Source organism: Xenorhabdus sp. SGI240 (genome assembly GCF_040081915.1).
Classification (GTDB): Bacteria; Pseudomonadota; Gammaproteobacteria; order Enterobacterales; family Enterobacteriaceae; genus Xenorhabdus; species Xenorhabdus bakwenae.
On sequence record NZ_JBEBMB010000001.1, the window covers coordinates 20,940 to 37,491 of the forward strand.

Genomic DNA, 16,552 nt, shown 5'->3' on the forward strand with positions numbered 1-16,552 from the left:
ATTTTGATATTGAAGGGTTGAATTTATTTAAAGGGTGTAATTTATGACTTCAGAAATTAAAAGTCCTGAGATGTCGTTTAGGACATGGTTAGCTTTGTTTATTCTTGCAATATCAACGTTCACTATTGTGACGACTGAACTGGCTCCTGTTGGCCTGCTGACACCTATAGCAGATGGCCTTAATACGTCAGAATCCAGCATTGGGATGACGGTATCACTGTACGCATGGGGTGGGGCATTAAGTGCGCTTTTGGCCTCTGTTTTTCTGGGGAATTTCCCCAAAAAGATCCTGTTGTTAACGCTGACAATGATCTTGGCTGTATCAAATACCTTGTCTGCAACCATCGATTCATTTGAAGTACTGCTGGTTGCTCGTGTCATTGGCTCTGTGGCTCATGGTGCTTTCTGGGCGATGATCGGAGCAACAACGGTGGCAATGGTGCCGATAAAGTATCTGGGTATCGCAACATCCATTGTCTTTGGTGGCGTTTCAGCCGCCAGCGTATTGGGTGTCCCTTTGTCTAACTACATAGGCTTGCATTTTGGTTGGCGTCAAGCATTTTGGTTGATGGCATTGCTGAGTGTGCTTGTATTCTTTGGCATCATGCTGCTTGTTCCTAAAGTGACAACTAAAAGTACGATTGGCATTAACGCCTTAAAAAGTGTGTTGAGTTCAGCCATGCAATGGAAAATTTATGCGGCCACATTACTTGCTATTACAGCACACTTTGCTGCGTTTACTTTCATCGAACCCTGGCTCAATGCGCAACCCATATTTTCGAAGGATTTCATCCCTACAATCTTATTCATTTATGGTATTGCAGGTTTAGGCGGTAATTTCCTGACGGGTATTATCATTGATAAGCACCTTAAAACGACGGTCACACTGTCTGCTTTGCTTATCGGGATTGTTCTTCTGATCTTGGGTATCAGAGCAGAATTATTATCCCGCACAGATATCCTGATAGCCATAGTTTTATGGGGCGTCGCAATTTCTGGAATTTTTGTGGGGTTACAAACTTGGGTGCTCCGTCTGGCCGGTGACGAAGTGTTTCCTGCATCTGCGGTTTATGTTTCGTTTTTTAACGGAGCAATCGGTATTGGTGCTTTAGTGGGGGCTTGGATGGTTTCCGCTTTGTCACTTCATGCACTCTTTGTTACCGCTGGTGCTGCAATCGCGCTGTCCATACTCATTATTTCAACGATCCCTACTCATCATTCCATCAGTAAAAAATTAACGGAGAAAGCGGTATGAAAAAAGGTATTGAGCTGACAAATCATGGTCGGGACATTATGGATCAGTTAGAAAATGGCCTCGCCGATAAAGTCATCAATCGTCTTAAACAGTTGGATGAAAACTTACCCTATCTGGTGACTGATTATGCATTTGGTTCAGTGGTAGGTCGCCCTGGTCTTGACCTTAAGACCCGTGAAATGCTCACGGTTGCCTCTTTAGTCAGTCTTGGTAATGCCCCGCAACAGTTGGAGTTACATATGCGAGGGGCGCTTAATGTTGGCGTAACACCTGAGGAATTACTGGAAGTTGTCATCCAGATGGCAATTTATGCAGGAGTACCTGCATGTATGAATGGGTTAACGGCGTACCGTTCTGCCATTTCCGCTACAGGAAACTGTTTTCCCACTGAATCAAGAGATTGATTTTTTTATTTTTTAAATCAGATAGTTAAAATAGAAGAAGCTATATGATCAAAATATCAGAGGTAGCAATTTCATTATGATTGAAGGACAGGGCAGAAGTATATTTTGATCAACATTTAACTTTAAAATGTCACTAAAAATATGTATTCATGCCCTGTTCTAATTCTATAGAGGTTATCTAATGCCAAAAATCACAATAAATAAAATAATCATCTAAAGGAGATATATTATGAGAAAAGCATACTTAACCCAATAAAATATAATAATATCGTGAAAGAAATTTTTAATCTTCTTTCTGGAAGGATATTAGCCAACTTTGCTCCCAACAATGCCCCAGGTATTGTGGGTATTATGAATAACCAGAGGTACTTATAATTTAAAAAACCTATATTCCCAGGTGGTAGATTATTTTGATTTAAGCCAAGTGATATCATGAAAATGAGTACAAATACAGAATACAGCCAGACTACAACAGTTGTTGTGCCTATCGCTTTTTTAATGTTTAAACCGATGCGCTCATAATAAGGTACAACAAATGAAGCGGCTCCAGATAAAGTTGATATTAGCCCTAATAAAACACTACCAATATAACGGAATGACCAACCAAGATCTCTGTTGATATTATCTTGCGATTTGTTGGAAATAATTTGTTGTGTTGATCTAACGGCTAAAATTAGTGTTGCTAAAGAAAATACATATATAACTGACTGACTTGAAACAACAGTCATAGCAAAGCAACCGAGTATTGACCCCATTATAATCAGTGGGGCTGACCATTTTAGAACACGCCAATCAATATGATTGTATTTATGATGTTTAACAATCGCAACTAAACCAGATACCATTAAAGAAGCGATCATTGTTGTTATACTGGTTTGCATAATATAACTAGAATGTGGATTGGTATAAGATAAAAATAAATAAATTGTGGGCGTAAAAATCAAGCCTGCACCACCACCAAAAAGTCCAGATAGAATACTTCCAATAAATGCGGATATTATAATTAATATATCTATATACATACATGTACCTTGCATTAATAGTGTTTATTGTAGAATAAGCCAATCTCGACATGAAATAGCCCTGTTAAATATCGAGTTGTCACTTATAACATCTAACGTAGAGTAGCTATTTTTTATCAATTCAAGCCTGACTAATTCTAGATCTAATTTATCTTGAAATAATCTCGTTGCTGTATGAAATCCTCGATTGATGCCAAGACCATGCCTAAAATCCGTGCTAGCGAGACTATCTCCGACAGCGCAGGCTGTTACAGAACATGCTTGGTTAAGTAATGTATCATTATCATTCGAAAATATAAGATTAATTTTTGTTGTTACTTTATTTGTTGATAACCACCTCTCAGCTCTGGAGGGTACAAAAGTAATTCTAATCTTTGTTAAATCTAAACAATTTTCTTCAAGATTAGCATATGCGTTTTCTACAGTCACTCTTTTATCTATTATTTTGCGAATGACTAAAGCAAGATTGTCTGCTTCTGACCAATTGAAACCTTGTAGGTAATGAATGAATTCTAATCCATTAATACCAATAAGTTTATTTTTTCTAATTGTATTGAATAATTCGATTGCTCTTTTATATAGAAAATGATCCTTCTTAAGAGAGGTTATTTTTTCTAAGAATGGGGGTAATTTTATTGAAAAAGGTGTTTTGTCAAATTTTAGAAATGGTAATTTAATACTCATGTGGTTGATAGAATACCCACATTCTTCAAAAAATTTACTAAATTTATCAGAAGGATATGAAAATTCAGCTACAGATGAATTTCCTTCGCTAAAAAAGATTGTATTTTCATGACAGTCATGGAATTCGGTTTCTTTATTTTCAATATGGTTCATTTCATGTTCTGGCCAGGTTATTTTTAGCGCTGAACCATATTCATATTCACTTTCGAAGTGAATACCTATTGTTTTATTCATTAAGACGGAGTGATAGCCAGTTGCATCTACAATTAATTCTGGTTTTAAATTCCTTAAAATATGGTTATTCTTATTTTCATCTGAAAAAATAGAAATTGAAATAATATCATTATTAGTGGATATATCTTTTAATCCCATCATAAAAAAACGATCTTTGTAATCCTTTTCTATATTTTCGAGTATTGTGGATTGTATGTTTTTTATGCTCATATGATCGAGATCACTATATTTTCTCCGATTATCTTCATAATCTTCTTTAAGTACTCCATGAGGGCAATTCTGCATTATTTCTGGAATATGAGAGAGGGAAAAAAGCTTTCGATGGAATTGTACAACCATTGATCTTTCTGCCCACCCTTTAAGTGTGTGAGCGGAAATTAACCGTTTATCTAAGATCAATACATTTTCAGCAAAATTATTTTCTAATATTTTAAAAGCAGAAAATAATCCAATTGGCCCAGCCCCTAAAATAACAACTGTTTTGTATCTATTGTTCATATATTTCCTTTATAAATTAAACAACAAAAATAAAATTATTAATAATTTAATAATTTAATAATTTAATGAATTTATTTTTTTATATGTCAAATACAGACCCTCTTTTTTTAATGAAGGAGGAGAGCACAATTCTTTAGCGATATATTAAAAATCACTCTATTTTATAGAATGCAACCGGAATAAAATGCGATCAATTAGGGTGTTATTTAAACTCTTATACAAATAATATGGTCAAAAAAATAACAATCATATTGTAAGGTTAAATATTAAACAAATCTGATCATTATTTTTCTTTGGATGACAACAATTCTCTCTAAAAGACTGAGTGTTCATAAATGGATTTTTTCTGAATATATTGAAATTTTATGTTTTTAGTTTAAAACATTTTACTAAATATTTATATTGCTTTTTATATGATTTTTATTTTTTTTGATTTCATTTGTTTATTTTATTTATAGATAATTATTTTAATAGTGATTATTTGTTTTATAAGTTATATGGCAATAAGAATAAAATATTTTGATTAAGTTGAAAGTGTTTTCTGTTTCAAAAGTAAATAATAAACTTAATGGATAATTATTATATTCAATAATTATCCATTAAGTGATGAAATTAATTAGTCTTTTACCCGATGGGATTGAGCTAAGTCCTGATTTCATTCCACGTCATGTGTACAAGGTGGCAACGGGCTGCGCTTGTTCGTCCCTCCTACACATCAGCCATTCAATGAGCCGCGACCAGAACGCACATCATCACCCTGTCAGCTTTACCAAGCCCATTGATAAATCTTCGCCACTGTTAGCGATGGCAACGAATTGCTAGACAAGCAGATCATGCAGCAACTGACTGATGAATCAGTGATGCGCCATTGTTTACTGAATGGTAATGCCTATGCGGTGATTGTCTGGGACAAAGACGGACAGCCACAATCGTTACACCCTTACCCACCGTCAGCGATTGTACCTCAACGGTTATCCGATCACCGGTTCGCTTATACCATCACTGAACCTTATAGCGGCAAGGTCAAAACTTACCTGCAAGAAGAAGTGCTGCATTTGCGTTATGCCACCGAAGACGGCTTTTTGGGGCATTCCCCTGTCACCATTTGCCGTGAAACGTTGGACTTGGGACTGGCACAACAACGCCATGGTGCAAGCATTATGAAAGACGGAATGATGGCGGCTGGCGTGATTAAATCCGCTGATTGGTTAGATGGTACGAAAAGGCGTTAAGGCGCTGGAAGCCCTCGAACGTTACAAGGGCGCTCGCAATGCAGGGAAAACACCGATCCTTGAAGGCGGGATGGAATACGTCGCAATCTCTTCACGGTTAGAACCTTTAACTTACTAACCTCTATAACAAGTCCACTTCTTATTTTTCTTTAGTTCTCATGCTGTTCTGTGGGTCTTTGTGCTGAGGGTTTTTCTGTGGGGTAATCGGTGGGGTAATATTAAATAAAAAGGCACTTCCCATATAATGAAAAGTGCCAATTTATCAACAAGTTACTAAGTGAAACTTAGTTCATGCCGTATTTTTTCAGTTTCTTACGCAGAGTGCCACGGTTGATTCCCATCATCAGGGCTGCGCGAGTCTGGTTGCCACGGGTGTATTGCATCACCATGTCCAACAGTGGCTGTTCTACTTCAGCCAGTACCAGCTCATACAGGTCATTAACATCTTGACCGTTCAGTTGAGCAAAATAGTTCTTCAGTGCTTGTTTAACTGAATCACGCAGAGGTTTTTGAGTTACCTGATCTTGTGAATTTACAGTAGCAACGGTTAGTACATCAGAATTTACGCGTTGTTCGAACATAGTTCTGTCAGCTCTTTTCTTTATTTACGCAAAAATTTTCGAAGTATGCCTTCAACGCCTCCAGCTGTTCGCTGGCATCCTCTATGGCGTTGAATGTGCGCCGAAACTGGTCATCAGGGGCATGTTCCTTGAGATACCAAGATACATGCTTGCGTGCAATACGAACTCCTTTGCCTTGACCGTAAAAGTCATGCAGTTCTCGTATATGCTCGCTCATTAAGTGCTGCACTTCGCCAAGTGGCATCGGTGATAGCACTTCTCCTGTTTCCAGATAATGCTGGATTTCCCGAAAGATCCAGGGTCTTCCCTGAGCAGCGCGGCCTATCATTAGGGCATCAGCCCCAGTGTATTCAAGCACTGCTCTGGCTTTTAGCGGGTCAGTAATGTCACCATTGGCAATAATTGGAATGGCAACAGTCTGCTTAACTGTCCGAATATTGTCGTACTCGGCCTCACCATTAAACAGGCAAGATCGCGTCCTGCCATGTATCGTAAGAGCCTGAATACCACAACGTTCGGCCAATTGGGCAATTTCTACACAGTTACGTTCTTCCGGTGACCATCCTGTGCGGATCTTCAAAGTGACAGGTACATCAACCGCATTGACGACCGCAGACAGGATTTTTTCAACCAGTTGCGGGTAACGCAGTAATGCAGAGCCTGCCAGCTTACGATTCACCTTTTTAGCTGGGCACCCCATATTGATATCGATGATCTGAGCGCCATTAGCGACGTTAATTTTCGCTGCCGCCGCCATTTCATCGGGATCACTACCGGCTATTTGTACAGAACGCACTCCGGGTTCGTCGCTATGAACCATACGCAGCCGTGATTTATCCGTCTTCCAAACCTGAGGATTGGAAGAAAGCATTTCTGAGACTGTCATTCCTGCACCCATCTGGTAGCAAAGAGATCGAAACGGGCGATCTGTTATGCCAGCCATAGGGGCTGCAATAAGACAGTTTTTCAACTGGTATTGTCCGATACGCATAGACGAAGAAAGAGTGGTCAACTGTGACTAAGGGCGCGTATATTACGCATTTTTCACAAGATATGAAAGGCCAAACTTTGAGCGAATCGACATTTATAACGGATTTTTTCCAGTTGATTTTTTTAAACTTGGTTGATTACTGTTAAATAACAAATAGTTACATTTTATTGCTGAAATTTGTTATTACTTATATTTCTAATCATAAAGAGAGCGGATTACCACCAATTAACCTCCTGGGTGATCATTTTAGTGGATAATCTCGCTTTTCAATAGGCATTAGGTGATTATTTTTTAATCCCTGTGATGCGACACCAATCTTCTTGTTCGGCTATCGGATCAATAATGAATTCATTGTTATAGGCCTGAACAACGCCTTCCGCCTGACTGGCCAGAACACCGGATAAGCCCAATAATCCACCCGATTTAGGCAGTGAGCCGATGACAGGGGCGAGTTCGCGCAGAGGACCCGCCAGAATATTGGCAATCACGATATCGCATTCGAGGTCTTTAGGTTGATCTTTAGACAGACAGAGGGTTAATTGGTCAGATACACCGTTGCGTTCAGCGTTATCCCGGCTGGCTTGAATGGCTTGTGGGTCGATATCAATACCGATGGCATGTTTCGCGCCCAGTTTCAGGGCTGCGATAGCCAATATGCCTGAGCCACAACCGAAGTCGATTACCGTTTTACCTGTCAGGTCAAGGCCATCCAGCCATTGCAGGCAAAGGGAGGTCGTTGGGTGAGTACCCGTTCCGAAGGCCAGACCAGGGTCAAGCATAACATTGACGGCGTCGGGTTCGGGTACTTCGCGCCAGCTGGGGCAGATCCACAGACGCTTACCGAAGCACATAGAGTGGAAGTTATCCATCCACTCTCGCTCCCAATCTTTATCTTCCAGTTGTTCAATTTTGTGGATAAAACCTTTGCCCAGTTGTGGACGTTGTTCCAATTGGCTGACAACCGCGTTCATATCCATTTCAGCGTCATACAGGCCGATAACATCGGTATCCCCCCACAAACGCGTTTCGCCCGGCAGAGGCTCAAAAATAGGCGTATCGTGGCTATCCTGAAAGGTGATTGATACTGCGCCACTTGCCATAAGCTCATCGCCTAACGCTTCCGCTTGTTGTCCCGTGGTGTTTAATCTTAATTGTATCCAAGGCATAAAAAATTCTCGTTTTGTGAATCACGTTATTGTGTGAAAGGTAATCGTTTAGAGCCAATCCCGCCGAATTTATTTCCTATCCAGAATGCCAGTAAACTCAGCAATAGCGATGGCACAATGGGGTGGAAACCCAAAAGATGGAGATTGAAAGTTGCCAGCAAGGTATAGCTTGCCGCACCTGCCAGCATTGAGCTGATCGCGCCTTGGGCATTGGCTTGTTCCCAATATAATCCCAGAACCAGTGGCCAGAGGAAAACGGCTTGCAGTCCACCAAATGCCAGTAGGTTCAGCCAGATAATCATCTCAGGGGGGTGCCATGCTGCCAGTAGCAGTAATGCGCCTAAACATAGGCTGGAGTAGCTGGAGATACGTGACAGTTTTTTCTCCTGACTGATCTGCTGTGGAAACAGATTCAGATAGAGATCTTTGACGATAGTGGCCGAAGATTGCAGCAGTTGGGCGTTAATGGTCGACATAATTGCCGCCATTGGCGCTGCCAGAAAAACGCCGGCAGCAACAGGAGGTAGTACCGTGAGCATTAACGTTGGGATCACTTGATCGGGGATCGTCAGATCAGGAATGATGGCTCGGCCAAGGGCACCGGCAAGGTGCATACCGAACATCAGGAATGCCATGATGATCGTGCCAAGCACAATACCGCGATGAACTGCTTTACTGTCTTTATAAGAGATACAGCGCACGGCGGTGTGTGGCAGCCCAACGACACCAAAGCAAACCAGTACCCAGAAAGACGCCATAAATGGCCCGGTGAGGATATGATCAGCGCCATAAGGGGAAACCAGATTGGGGTCAATCGTGCGCAGTGTCGTCACTGCGGCTGACAATCCACCGGCTTTGTAGATAATACCGGTCAGTAATAATGCCGTTCCCAGCAGCATCACCAGCCCTTGTAAGGCATCATTGAGGACGCTGGCTCTGAAACCGCCAAATGCGGTATAGAGGGCAATGGAAACGCCAAAAATCAGCAATCCCGTATCGTAAGGGATACCAGCGGCTGTCTCCAGCAAACGAGCACCCCCAATGAATTGAACTGTCATGGCACCGATAAAGGCGACTAACAGGCTGATACTGGCAAACCAGACCAGAAATCGGCTCTGATAGCGCGCATATAGCATGTCATTGAGGGTGACCGCATTGTAACGGCGGGCGAGGATCGCAAATTTTTTCCCCAGTACGCTAAGTGAGAGCCATATTGCGGGCAGTTGGATCAGTGATAACAATACCCAACCGATACCATACTTATAAGCGGCACCAGGGCCACCAATAAATGAGCTGGCACTGATATAGGTTGCTGTTATGGTCATTGCCAATACAAACCCCCCCATTGAACGGCTGCCGAGAAAATACTCACTTAAGAATTCACCGGTTTGTCGGCGGCGATAAGCATAGATTGAGAGTATGAAAACCAATGCCAGATATCCCACGAGAGGCAGAATGACTTCACTTTGCATCACTATCCTCCAGTGGAATGTCTTTGAATATAAACTTCACCATCAAGTAGCAGAGGATGATAAATAAGGCAGGTAGCAGCAGGCAAGCCAGTTCAAACCAGCGGGGCAATCCAGTTAAACCGGTGGCATCACTGGGTAAATAAGCACACAGTAGCCAGCCAACAAGATAAGCCAACGTCAGGAATATCGCCCAGCGTGCTTCTTTGTGGGATTGAACAAATCGTCCGTCCATTCGTTCTCCGGGTAATTTACATGAAACAATATGGGGGGAATTTTAGCCATATGAAACTATAAAAAATCCCACCTGTAAAAGATGGGATTTTATTCAAAGCAACAAATGCTAAATAAGCGTCAAAGAAACCTTACTTATCATGCAAGCCGAGTTTCTTCTCCAGATAATGGATATTGGTTCCACCTGTCTGGAAGTTCTCGTCATCCATAATTGCCAGTTGCAGATCGATATTGGTCTTGATGCCATCAATGATCAACTCAGCCAGTGCGTTCTTCATCCGCACAATGGCCACTTCACGGGTTTCGCCGTAAGTGATCAACTTACCGATCATAGAATCATAATAAGGCGGTACGGTATATCCCGCATAGATATGGGATTCCCAACGCACACCAAATCCACCCGGTGAGTGGAAATGGGTGATTTTGCCCGGACTTGGCAGGAAGGTTTTCGGATCTTCTGCATTGATACGACATTCAATCGCATGGCCTTTGATTTCGACATCTTCCTGTTTGACAGACAGTGGTAAACCAGAGGCGATACGCAGCTGCTCCTTGATCAGGTCAATGCCAGTGATCATTTCCGTCACGGGATGTTCAACCTGAATACGGGTATTCATCTCGATAAAGTAGAATTCATCATTTTCGTACAGGAACTCAAATGTACCCGCGCCACGGTAGCCGATTTCGATACAGGCATTGGCACAACGTTCACCAATACTGCGACGCAGTTCTGGTGGGATGCCCGGTGCTGGCGCTTCTTCCACGACTTTCTGGTGACGGCGCTGCATGGAGCAGTCTCGTTCAGCCAGATAGAGTGCATTGCCCTGACCATCAGCCAGAACCTGAATTTCAACGTGACGTGGGTTTTCAAGGAATTTCTCCATGTAGACCATGTCGTTGTTGAAAGCGGCTTTGGCTTCTGCGCGGGTCATGGCGATGGATTGTTCCAGATCTTTGTCGCAGCGTACGACGCGCATCCCACGACCGCCGCCACCGCCCGAGGCCTTGATGATCACCGGATAGCCGATGCGGTTTGCAATGGCCTTGTTTTTCTCGGTATCGTCACCCAATGGGCCATCAGAGCCAGGTACGCAAGGGACGCCCGCTTTTTTCATTGCGTTGATAGCGGAAACTTTATCCCCCATCAAACGGATGGTGTCCGCTTTCGGACCAATGAAAATAAAGCCAGAACGCTCGACCTGCTCGGCAAAGTCAGCGTTTTCAGACAGGAAGCCATAACCCGGATGGATTGCCTGCGCACAAGTAATCTCCGCCGCAGAAATAATGGCAGGAATATTCAGGTAACTTTTCGCTGAGGCAGCCGGGCCGATACAGACGGTTTCATCCGCCAGCAGGACGTGCTTCAGGTCACGATCTGCCGCAGAGTGCACAGCCACAGTTTTGATCCCAAGTTCCTTACAGGCTCTCAGGATACGCAGTGCAATTTCACCGCGGTTAGCAATGACAATTTTTTCAAGCATGGGGTGCGCCTTGTTATTCGATGACGACCAATGGCTCGTCGAATTCAACAGGTTGACCGTCCTGAACCAGAATCGCTTTTACTACGCCAGTTTTGTCGGCTTCGATCTGGTTCATCATTTTCATCGCTTCAACGATGCACAGGGTTTCGCCCTGATTAACATGCTGGCCGACTTCAATGAAAGCTTTCGCATCCGGGCTGGGGGAACGGTAGAACGTACCAACCATTGGAGAGCGAACTGTGTGGCCGCTGATTTCAGCCGGTTTGTCAGCGATGGCTGGCGCAGCGGCCTGCACTGGCTGCTGGGCGGGTGCAGAAATATATTGCTGAGTTACAGGCACTGCTGCGGGTGTAGTGATCCGGCTGATGCGCACTGACTCCTCACCTTCAGAAATTTCCAATTCAGAAATGCCAGATTCTTCAACCAGCTCGATCAATTTTTTTATCTTACGAATATCCATGAGTGTGGTTCCGTACTTTTAAGTCAATTAGTTGGATGTTGACAAGCGGTTGACCGCTGCCTGTAATGCGAAACTATAACCATCCGCCCCCAATCCGCAGATGATGCCGACGGCAATATCGGAAAGATAGGAATGGTGGCGGAATGGTTCGCGGGCATGCACGTTGGAAAGGTGAATCTCAATAAATGGGATACCTACCGCCAGAAGTGCGTCGCGCAATGCCACGCTGGTATGCGTGTATGCCGCAGGGTTGATTAAAATAAAATCCGTATTGCCCCGCGCAGAATGAATTCTTTCAATCAGTTCAGATTCTGCGTTGGATTGCAGATGGGATAATTCAGCGCCCGATTGTAGCGCTTCTTTTGACAGTCTGTTAACGATGTCGTCCAGCGTTAACTTGCCGTAGGTCTCTGGCTCTCGCGTTCCCAACAGGTTCAGGTTAGGGCCATTCAAGAGTAAAATGCGAAACTTGTCTGCCATTGTGCGGGTATCTCCGGCAATCTGTCAACAATCGACCAAGATAACTCGATGTCAACGGTTTGTCATCTCTTTCTGATAGCTAGAATTGTAAATTTGGCGATAAAGCCCGACATTATAAACATATCGTGGCATTTAGCAGCTAAATACTGGTCTTATCAGCGCACTTTCACCACGGTTCTGCCTGTAATTTGATTGTTTATCAACTTATTGGCGTGTTCGATCACCTGTTCTAATGTAATTTCATTAGCGGCTTGCTGATAAAATGAAGCGGGTAATAGCGTTTGCAGACGCTGCCAAATGGCAGGGCGTTCCGAAGCCGGGACAGTGACAGATTCCACGCCCTGTAAACGAATATTACGCAGAATAAACGGCATGACGCTGGTGGGGAGTTGACTGCCGCTTGCCATGCCACAGGCGGCGACTGTACCGTTGTAACGCACTTGTGCCAGCAAGGTAGCCAATATCGTGCCACCAACGGTATCTATCACACCGGCCCAACGTTGTTTTTCTAATGGACGTGATGGCTGGTTGAAGTCGCTGGCGGGCAAAACCGCTTTAGCGCCCAGCGAGATCAGGTAATCTTGACTGTCGGGTTTGCTGCTAATTGCTGTGACGGAATAACCCAATTGTGACAGTAAGGTTATTGCCGTACTGCCGACTCCACCACTGGCTCCCGTTACGACAATTTCTCCGCTTTCCGGTGTGACGCCCCCTTGTTCCAACGCCATGACACATAACATGGCAGTAAAACCCGCCGTGCCGATGATCATCGCTTGTCGGAGACTTAGTGCGTGTGGTAGGGGGGTTAGCCATTCACCTGATACTCTCGCTTGTTCTGCCAGCCCACCCCAGTGCGTTTCTCCCACGCCCCAGCCGGTCAGCAAAACATGTTGTCCGACGTGAAAACGGGGATCTTCGCAGTGATGGACAACACCCGAAAAATCGATCCCTGGCACCATCGGAAATTGGCGGATAATCTTCCCTTTGCCGCTGATGGCAAGGGCATCTTTGTAATTGAGTGTTGACCAATGGATATCAACAACCACATTACCCGGGGGTAATTGAGATACATCAATATCTTGAATAGATGCTGATAATGTTTCGTGTTGTTCCAGTAATAAAGCTTTCATGATAATCCTCTCTTGATAGGTATCTGGCTGACATTATTACCTGTTTAGCATTACCACGATGCGGGTATTACCACAATTTTGCATCATTACAATTTTGCGTTACTACAATATAGATAAAGCCTATATATACCAATCAAACTTCAAGATGCGTGTTATATTTCCCCGCGAAGCGGGGAAATATAAGGCCTCGCGTCGTCTTGCGGATTGCAACTTGAAGTTTATCGAGTATAGATAAAACCTGATGGACTGAAGAAATGGGTGGCAACAATGTTGTGATATCTCACCAAATTCATCTATTGTTTTTATAATTCATCAACTATTTCGCCTTGGGACTTTCTTTGTCATGGTGTTTTTTGGTGTATTAGCTGAATTAACCCATTTTTATGCAGTTTTTTTCTGCTCCGTTAGAGAAAAGTAACGTAGAATATCGTATTTCCGATGTGAATAACGTGGCCACTTTTATTGAAGTAGTAAAAGTAGTTAATTATGCGCCTTGTCGCTGCTTCATGTGGTTGGTAGAGTAGACGGAAAATCTCCGTCCCCAGCTTGCAGGATTATCCTTTCGTTATGTTAAAGAAATTTCGTGGCATGTTTTCCAACGATTTGTCCATTGACTTGGGTACTGCCAATACCCTTATTTACGTCAAAGGCCAAGGAATAGTATTGGATCAACCCTCTGTCGTTGCGATTCGCCAGGACAGAGCCGGTTCACCAAAAAGCGTTGCAGCAGTAGGGCTGGAAGCAAAACAGATGCTGGGACGTACTCCGGGTAATATTGCCGCTATCCGTCCTATGAAGGATGGGGTTATTGCTGATTTTTATGTTACTGAAAAGATGCTACAGCATTTTATCAAGCAGGTTCACAATAACAGTTTCATGCGTCCAAGTCCGCGCGTGTTGGTCTGTGTGCCTGTCGGTGCGACTCAGGTTGAGCGTCGTGCCATCCGTGAATCCGCCCAAAGTGCAGGCGCGCGGGAAGTCTTTTTAATTGAAGAGCCTATGGCGGCGGCTATCGGTGCGGGTTTGCCGGTTTCCGAAGCAACGGGTTCAATGGTCGTTGATATTGGTGGGGGAACCACTGAAGTTGCTGTTATTTCCCTTAATGGGGTTGTTTACTCCTCTTCTGTACGTATTGGCGGCGACCGTTTTGATGAAGCCATCATCAACTATGTTCGCCGCAATTATGGTTCTCTGATCGGGGAAGCAACGGCAGAACGTATCAAACATGGCATTGGTTCTGCCTATCCAACGGATGAAGTACATGAAATTGAAGTACGTGGTCGTAACCTTGCCGAAGGTGTGCCGCGCAGCTTTACTTTGAATTCCAATGAAATTCTTGAAGCTCTGCAAGAACCATTAACGGGTATTGTGAGCGCTGTGATGGTCGCGCTGGAACAGTGCCCCCCAGAATTGGCCTCTGATATTTCTGAACGAGGTATGGTGCTGACTGGCGGTGGTGCGTTGCTACGTAATCTTGATCGTTTGCTGATGGAAGAAACCGGCATTCCTGTCATTGTTGCTGAAGATCCACTGACCTGTGTTGCCCGTGGTGGTGGCAAGGCGCTGGAGATGATCGACATGCATGGTGGCGATCTGTTCAGCGAAGACTGAAAGTAACTCTGTGAGCTGGGAGGTGAACGTGTTTGATTGGAACCTCCTTGCTGATTGTGCCGGAGTTTTATCATTTATGAGACAACACAGCTCGACAATACGCCATTTATGAAGCCGATTTTTAGCAGAGGGCCTTCTCTGCAACTACGACTCTTTTTTGCTATCATTATTGCCATTATTTTGATGGTGGTAGACAGTCGCCTTGGTATTTTCAATAAAGTCCGTAGCTACATGGATACGGCTGTGAGTCCTTTTTATTTTCTTGCCAACGGGCCGCGTCAGTTTTTGGACAGCATCTCGGAATCTTTCGTGAGTCGCAATCATCTTGAGCTGGAAAATAGCACCTTGCGTAATGAATTGCGTTTACAGGACAGTAAATTACTGCTGTTGGGGCAACTGAAACAAGAAAATTCCCGTTTACGTGAATTGCTGGGGTCGCCGCTGCGTCATGATGAACACATGATGGTATCGCAGGTGATTTCCGGGGGAATGGACCCATACCGCGATCAAATTGTCATTGATAAAGGGGCGAAGGATGGCGTGTACGAAGGGCAGCCGGTTATCAGTGATCGCGGTGTTGTGGGTCAAGTGACAGCCGTGAGCCAGTTGAGCAGCCGGATATTGTTGATTTGCGATCCCTCACATGCAATTCCTGTGCAGGTGCTGCGTAATGACATTCGTGTTATCGCTGGTGGAGCAGGGTGTACGGATGATCTCCTGCTGGAGCCTTTACCCAGTGATACAGACATCCGCGTAGGTGATGTATTGGTGACATCGGGGCTGGGAGGACGTTTTCCTGAAGGTTATCCTGTGGCTGTCGTCTCTTCTGTCAAAATTGATAACCAGCGGGCGCATACGGTCATTCGTGCCCGTCCGTTGGCTGAATTGCGGCGCTTGCGCTATTTACTCCTATTGTGGGGAGGGGATAATGATCCCTCTGAACCATTGCCGCCTTCGGAAGTATACCGCGCTGCTAATGAACGTCTGATGCAGATGTTACCGCAAGTGTTGCCAAATCCATCAAATGAGTCACCGCAGTTGCTGGCACCAAAATCAGCAGAAGCGGCAGCGGAAAAACCGTCATTACCAGCTACAGGAAATCGTCAATGAGTCAATATCATAGCCAAGGATGCTGGGTCATTTGGTTATCTTTCCTGATTGCAATAGTGCTACAGATTATGCCGTGGCCGGAGCAGTTTTTTATGTTTCGGCCTACCTTACTGATGCTGTGCTTAGTTTATTGGTTGCTTGCGCTTCCCCATCGTGTCAGTGTTGGTACTGGCTTTGTCTTGGGGATTATTACTGACCTGTTGCACGGGAGTGTTTTGGGAGCACATGCTCTGGCATTTAGCATTATCAGTTTTCTGGTTGCATTCAAATTCCAGCTTATCCGCAATATGGCGCTTTGGCAGCAAGCCCTGGTTGTGGTCGGTCTTTCGACATTGATGAATCTCTGTGTTTTCCTGGTCCATGCTCTATTACTAAAGACCCTCTTTCATCCTGAAGTGTTCTGGAGCGGGGTGATCAATGGTATTCTCTGGCCTTGGCTATTCTTATTAATGCGGAAAATCCGTCGGCAATTTTCAGTCCGTTAAAGTGGGTTTCTGTATTTAAAAAGCA

At 44.0% G+C, this 16,552-nt stretch carries 16 protein-coding genes and 2 pseudogenes; 7 read left to right on the forward strand and 11 right to left on the reverse strand.

Annotated features, from left to right (window positions below):
- Positions 1-43: 43 nt before the first annotated feature.
- Positions 44-1,255, forward strand: coding sequence for an MFS transporter (locus ABLA76_RS00035; protein WP_348986384.1), 1,212 nt, complete (start codon positions 44-46; stop codon positions 1,253-1,255).
- On the forward strand, positions 1,252-1,659 hold the full coding sequence (locus ABLA76_RS00040) for a carboxymuconolactone decarboxylase family protein (protein WP_348986385.1): 408 nt from the start codon (positions 1,252-1,254) through the stop codon (positions 1,657-1,659). Before ABLA76_RS00035 ends, ABLA76_RS00040 begins: the two co-directional genes overlap by 4 nt.
- A gap of 227 nt (positions 1,660-1,886) precedes the next feature.
- Here ABLA76_RS00040 and ABLA76_RS00045 read toward each other — a convergent pair whose 3' ends face one another.
- Together ABLA76_RS00045 and ABLA76_RS00050 are read right to left on the reverse strand one after the other, a co-directional pair.
- Positions 1,887-2,681, reverse strand: coding sequence for a sulfite exporter TauE/SafE family protein (locus ABLA76_RS00045; protein ID WP_348986386.1), 795 nt, complete (start codon positions 2,679-2,681; stop codon positions 1,887-1,889).
- A gap of 24 nt (positions 2,682-2,705) precedes the next feature.
- On the reverse strand, positions 2,706-4,097 hold the full coding sequence (locus tag ABLA76_RS00050) for a hypothetical protein (protein WP_348986387.1): 1,392 nt from the start codon (positions 4,095-4,097) through the stop codon (positions 2,706-2,708).
- A gap of 708 nt (positions 4,098-4,805) precedes the next feature.
- Between ABLA76_RS00050 and ABLA76_RS00055 the strand changes: the two are divergent.
- Together ABLA76_RS00055 and ABLA76_RS00060 are read left to right on the forward strand one after the other, a co-directional pair.
- Positions 4,806-4,913 (forward strand): annotated as a pseudogene (locus ABLA76_RS00055) (type VI secretion system tube protein Hcp); the annotation flags it as partial.
- A gap of 38 nt (positions 4,914-4,951) precedes the next feature.
- Positions 4,952-5,408: pseudogene (locus ABLA76_RS00060) on the forward strand (phage portal protein); the annotation flags it as partial.
- Between the two features lie 205 nt (positions 5,409-5,613).
- On the opposite strand, the gene fis reads toward ABLA76_RS00060, so the two are convergent.
- From fis to ABLA76_RS00105, 9 genes are all read right to left on the reverse strand, one after another.
- Positions 5,614-5,910 carry a DNA-binding transcriptional regulator Fis gene (gene fis / locus ABLA76_RS00065; protein ID WP_010847912.1) on the reverse strand — a complete coding sequence of 99 codons (297 nt, stop codon included), beginning with the start codon at positions 5,908-5,910 and terminating at the stop codon, positions 5,614-5,616.
- Positions 5,911-5,917: 7 nt separating this feature from the next.
- A complete protein-coding gene (gene dusB / locus ABLA76_RS00070; protein ID WP_047768699.1) occupies positions 5,918-6,901 on the reverse strand; it encodes a tRNA dihydrouridine synthase DusB in 984 nt (327 codons plus the stop codon).
- 284 nt (positions 6,902-7,185) lie between these two features.
- On the reverse strand, positions 7,186-8,067 hold the full coding sequence (gene prmA / locus ABLA76_RS00075; RefSeq protein WP_348986388.1) for a 50S ribosomal protein L11 methyltransferase: 882 nt from the start codon (positions 8,065-8,067) through the stop codon (positions 7,186-7,188).
- 26 nt (positions 8,068-8,093) lie between these two features.
- Positions 8,094-9,539, reverse strand: coding sequence for a sodium/pantothenate symporter (gene panF / locus ABLA76_RS00080; protein WP_348986389.1), 1,446 nt, complete (start codon positions 9,537-9,539; stop codon positions 8,094-8,096).
- The gene (locus ABLA76_RS00085; RefSeq protein ID WP_047768703.1) at positions 9,529-9,771 is read right to left on the reverse strand and encodes a YhdT family protein; all 243 of its coding nucleotides are present in this window, start codon (positions 9,769-9,771) and stop codon (positions 9,529-9,531) included. Before ABLA76_RS00085 ends, panF begins: the two co-directional genes overlap by 11 nt.
- A gap of 130 nt (positions 9,772-9,901) precedes the next feature.
- Positions 9,902-11,251 carry an acetyl-CoA carboxylase biotin carboxylase subunit gene (accC, locus tag ABLA76_RS00090; RefSeq protein WP_047768706.1) on the reverse strand — a complete coding sequence of 450 codons (1,350 nt, stop codon included), beginning with the start codon at positions 11,249-11,251 and terminating at the stop codon, positions 9,902-9,904.
- Positions 11,252-11,264: 13 nt separating this feature from the next.
- On the reverse strand, positions 11,265-11,711 hold the full coding sequence (gene accB, locus ABLA76_RS00095) for an acetyl-CoA carboxylase biotin carboxyl carrier protein (RefSeq protein WP_348986390.1): 447 nt from the start codon (positions 11,709-11,711) through the stop codon (positions 11,265-11,267).
- A 27-nt stretch (positions 11,712-11,738) separates the two neighbouring features.
- On the reverse strand, positions 11,739-12,191 hold the full coding sequence (gene aroQ / locus ABLA76_RS00100) for a type II 3-dehydroquinate dehydratase (RefSeq protein ID WP_047768710.1): 453 nt from the start codon (positions 12,189-12,191) through the stop codon (positions 11,739-11,741).
- 155 nt (positions 12,192-12,346) lie between these two features.
- Positions 12,347-13,321: an oxidoreductase gene (locus tag ABLA76_RS00105; RefSeq protein WP_348986391.1), complete on the reverse strand. Its 975-nt coding sequence runs from the start codon at positions 13,319-13,321 to the stop codon at positions 12,347-12,349.
- A gap of 567 nt (positions 13,322-13,888) precedes the next feature.
- Here ABLA76_RS00105 and mreB point away from each other — a divergent pair.
- From mreB to mreD, 3 genes are all read left to right on the forward strand, one after another.
- Positions 13,889-14,932 (forward strand): rod shape-determining protein MreB, encoded by a 1,044-nt coding sequence (gene mreB, locus ABLA76_RS00110; protein WP_047768715.1) that lies wholly within the window; start codon positions 13,889-13,891, stop codon positions 14,930-14,932.
- Between the two features lie 108 nt (positions 14,933-15,040).
- Positions 15,041-16,042, forward strand: a complete 1,002-nt coding sequence (gene mreC, locus ABLA76_RS00115) for a rod shape-determining protein MreC (RefSeq protein ID WP_348986392.1) — start codon at positions 15,041-15,043, stop codon at positions 16,040-16,042.
- Positions 16,039-16,527 (forward strand): rod shape-determining protein MreD, encoded by a 489-nt coding sequence (mreD, locus tag ABLA76_RS00120; RefSeq protein WP_348986393.1) that lies wholly within the window; start codon positions 16,039-16,041, stop codon positions 16,525-16,527. The genes mreC and mreD overlap by 4 nt, the downstream gene beginning before the upstream one ends.
- The last annotated feature ends 25 nt before the right edge of the window (positions 16,528-16,552 follow it).

What these genes read in the sequence shown, in the direction of transcription:
- ABLA76_RS00035 (WP_348986384.1), top strand. Translation starts at nt 44, where the DNA reads ATGACTTCAGAAATTAAAAGTCCTGAGATGTCGTTTAGGACATGGTTA.
- ABLA76_RS00040 (WP_348986385.1), top strand. Translation starts at nt 1,252, where the DNA reads ATGAAAAAAGGTATTGAGCTGACAAATCATGGTCGGGACATTATGGAT.
- ABLA76_RS00045 (WP_348986386.1), bottom strand. Translation starts at nt 2,681, where the DNA reads ATGTATATAGATATATTAATTATAATATCCGCATTTATTGGAAGTATT.
- ABLA76_RS00050 (WP_348986387.1), bottom strand. Translation starts at nt 4,097, where the DNA reads ATGAACAATAGATACAAAACAGTTGTTATTTTAGGGGCTGGGCCAATT.
- fis (WP_010847912.1), bottom strand. Translation starts at nt 5,910, where the DNA reads ATGTTCGAACAACGCGTAAATTCTGATGTACTAACCGTTGCTACTGTA.
- dusB (WP_047768699.1), bottom strand. Translation starts at nt 6,901, where the DNA reads ATGCGTATCGGACAATACCAGTTGAAAAACTGTCTTATTGCAGCCCCT.
- prmA (WP_348986388.1), bottom strand. Translation starts at nt 8,067, where the DNA reads ATGCCTTGGATACAATTAAGATTAAACACCACGGGACAACAAGCGGAA.
- panF (WP_348986389.1), bottom strand. Translation starts at nt 9,539, where the DNA reads ATGCAAAGTGAAGTCATTCTGCCTCTCGTGGGATATCTGGCATTGGTT.
- ABLA76_RS00085 (WP_047768703.1), bottom strand. Translation starts at nt 9,771, where the DNA reads ATGGACGGACGATTTGTTCAATCCCACAAAGAAGCACGCTGGGCGATA.
- accC (WP_047768706.1), bottom strand. Translation starts at nt 11,251, where the DNA reads ATGCTTGAAAAAATTGTCATTGCTAACCGCGGTGAAATTGCACTGCGT.
- accB (WP_348986390.1), bottom strand. Translation starts at nt 11,711, where the DNA reads ATGGATATTCGTAAGATAAAAAAATTGATCGAGCTGGTTGAAGAATCT.
- aroQ (WP_047768710.1), bottom strand. Translation starts at nt 12,191, where the DNA reads ATGGCAGACAAGTTTCGCATTTTACTCTTGAATGGCCCTAACCTGAAC.
- ABLA76_RS00105 (WP_348986391.1), bottom strand. Translation starts at nt 13,321, where the DNA reads ATGAAAGCTTTATTACTGGAACAACACGAAACATTATCAGCATCTATT.
- mreB (WP_047768715.1), top strand. Translation starts at nt 13,889, where the DNA reads ATGTTAAAGAAATTTCGTGGCATGTTTTCCAACGATTTGTCCATTGAC.
- mreC (WP_348986392.1), top strand. Translation starts at nt 15,041, where the DNA reads ATGAAGCCGATTTTTAGCAGAGGGCCTTCTCTGCAACTACGACTCTTT.
- mreD (WP_348986393.1), top strand. Translation starts at nt 16,039, where the DNA reads ATGAGTCAATATCATAGCCAAGGATGCTGGGTCATTTGGTTATCTTTC.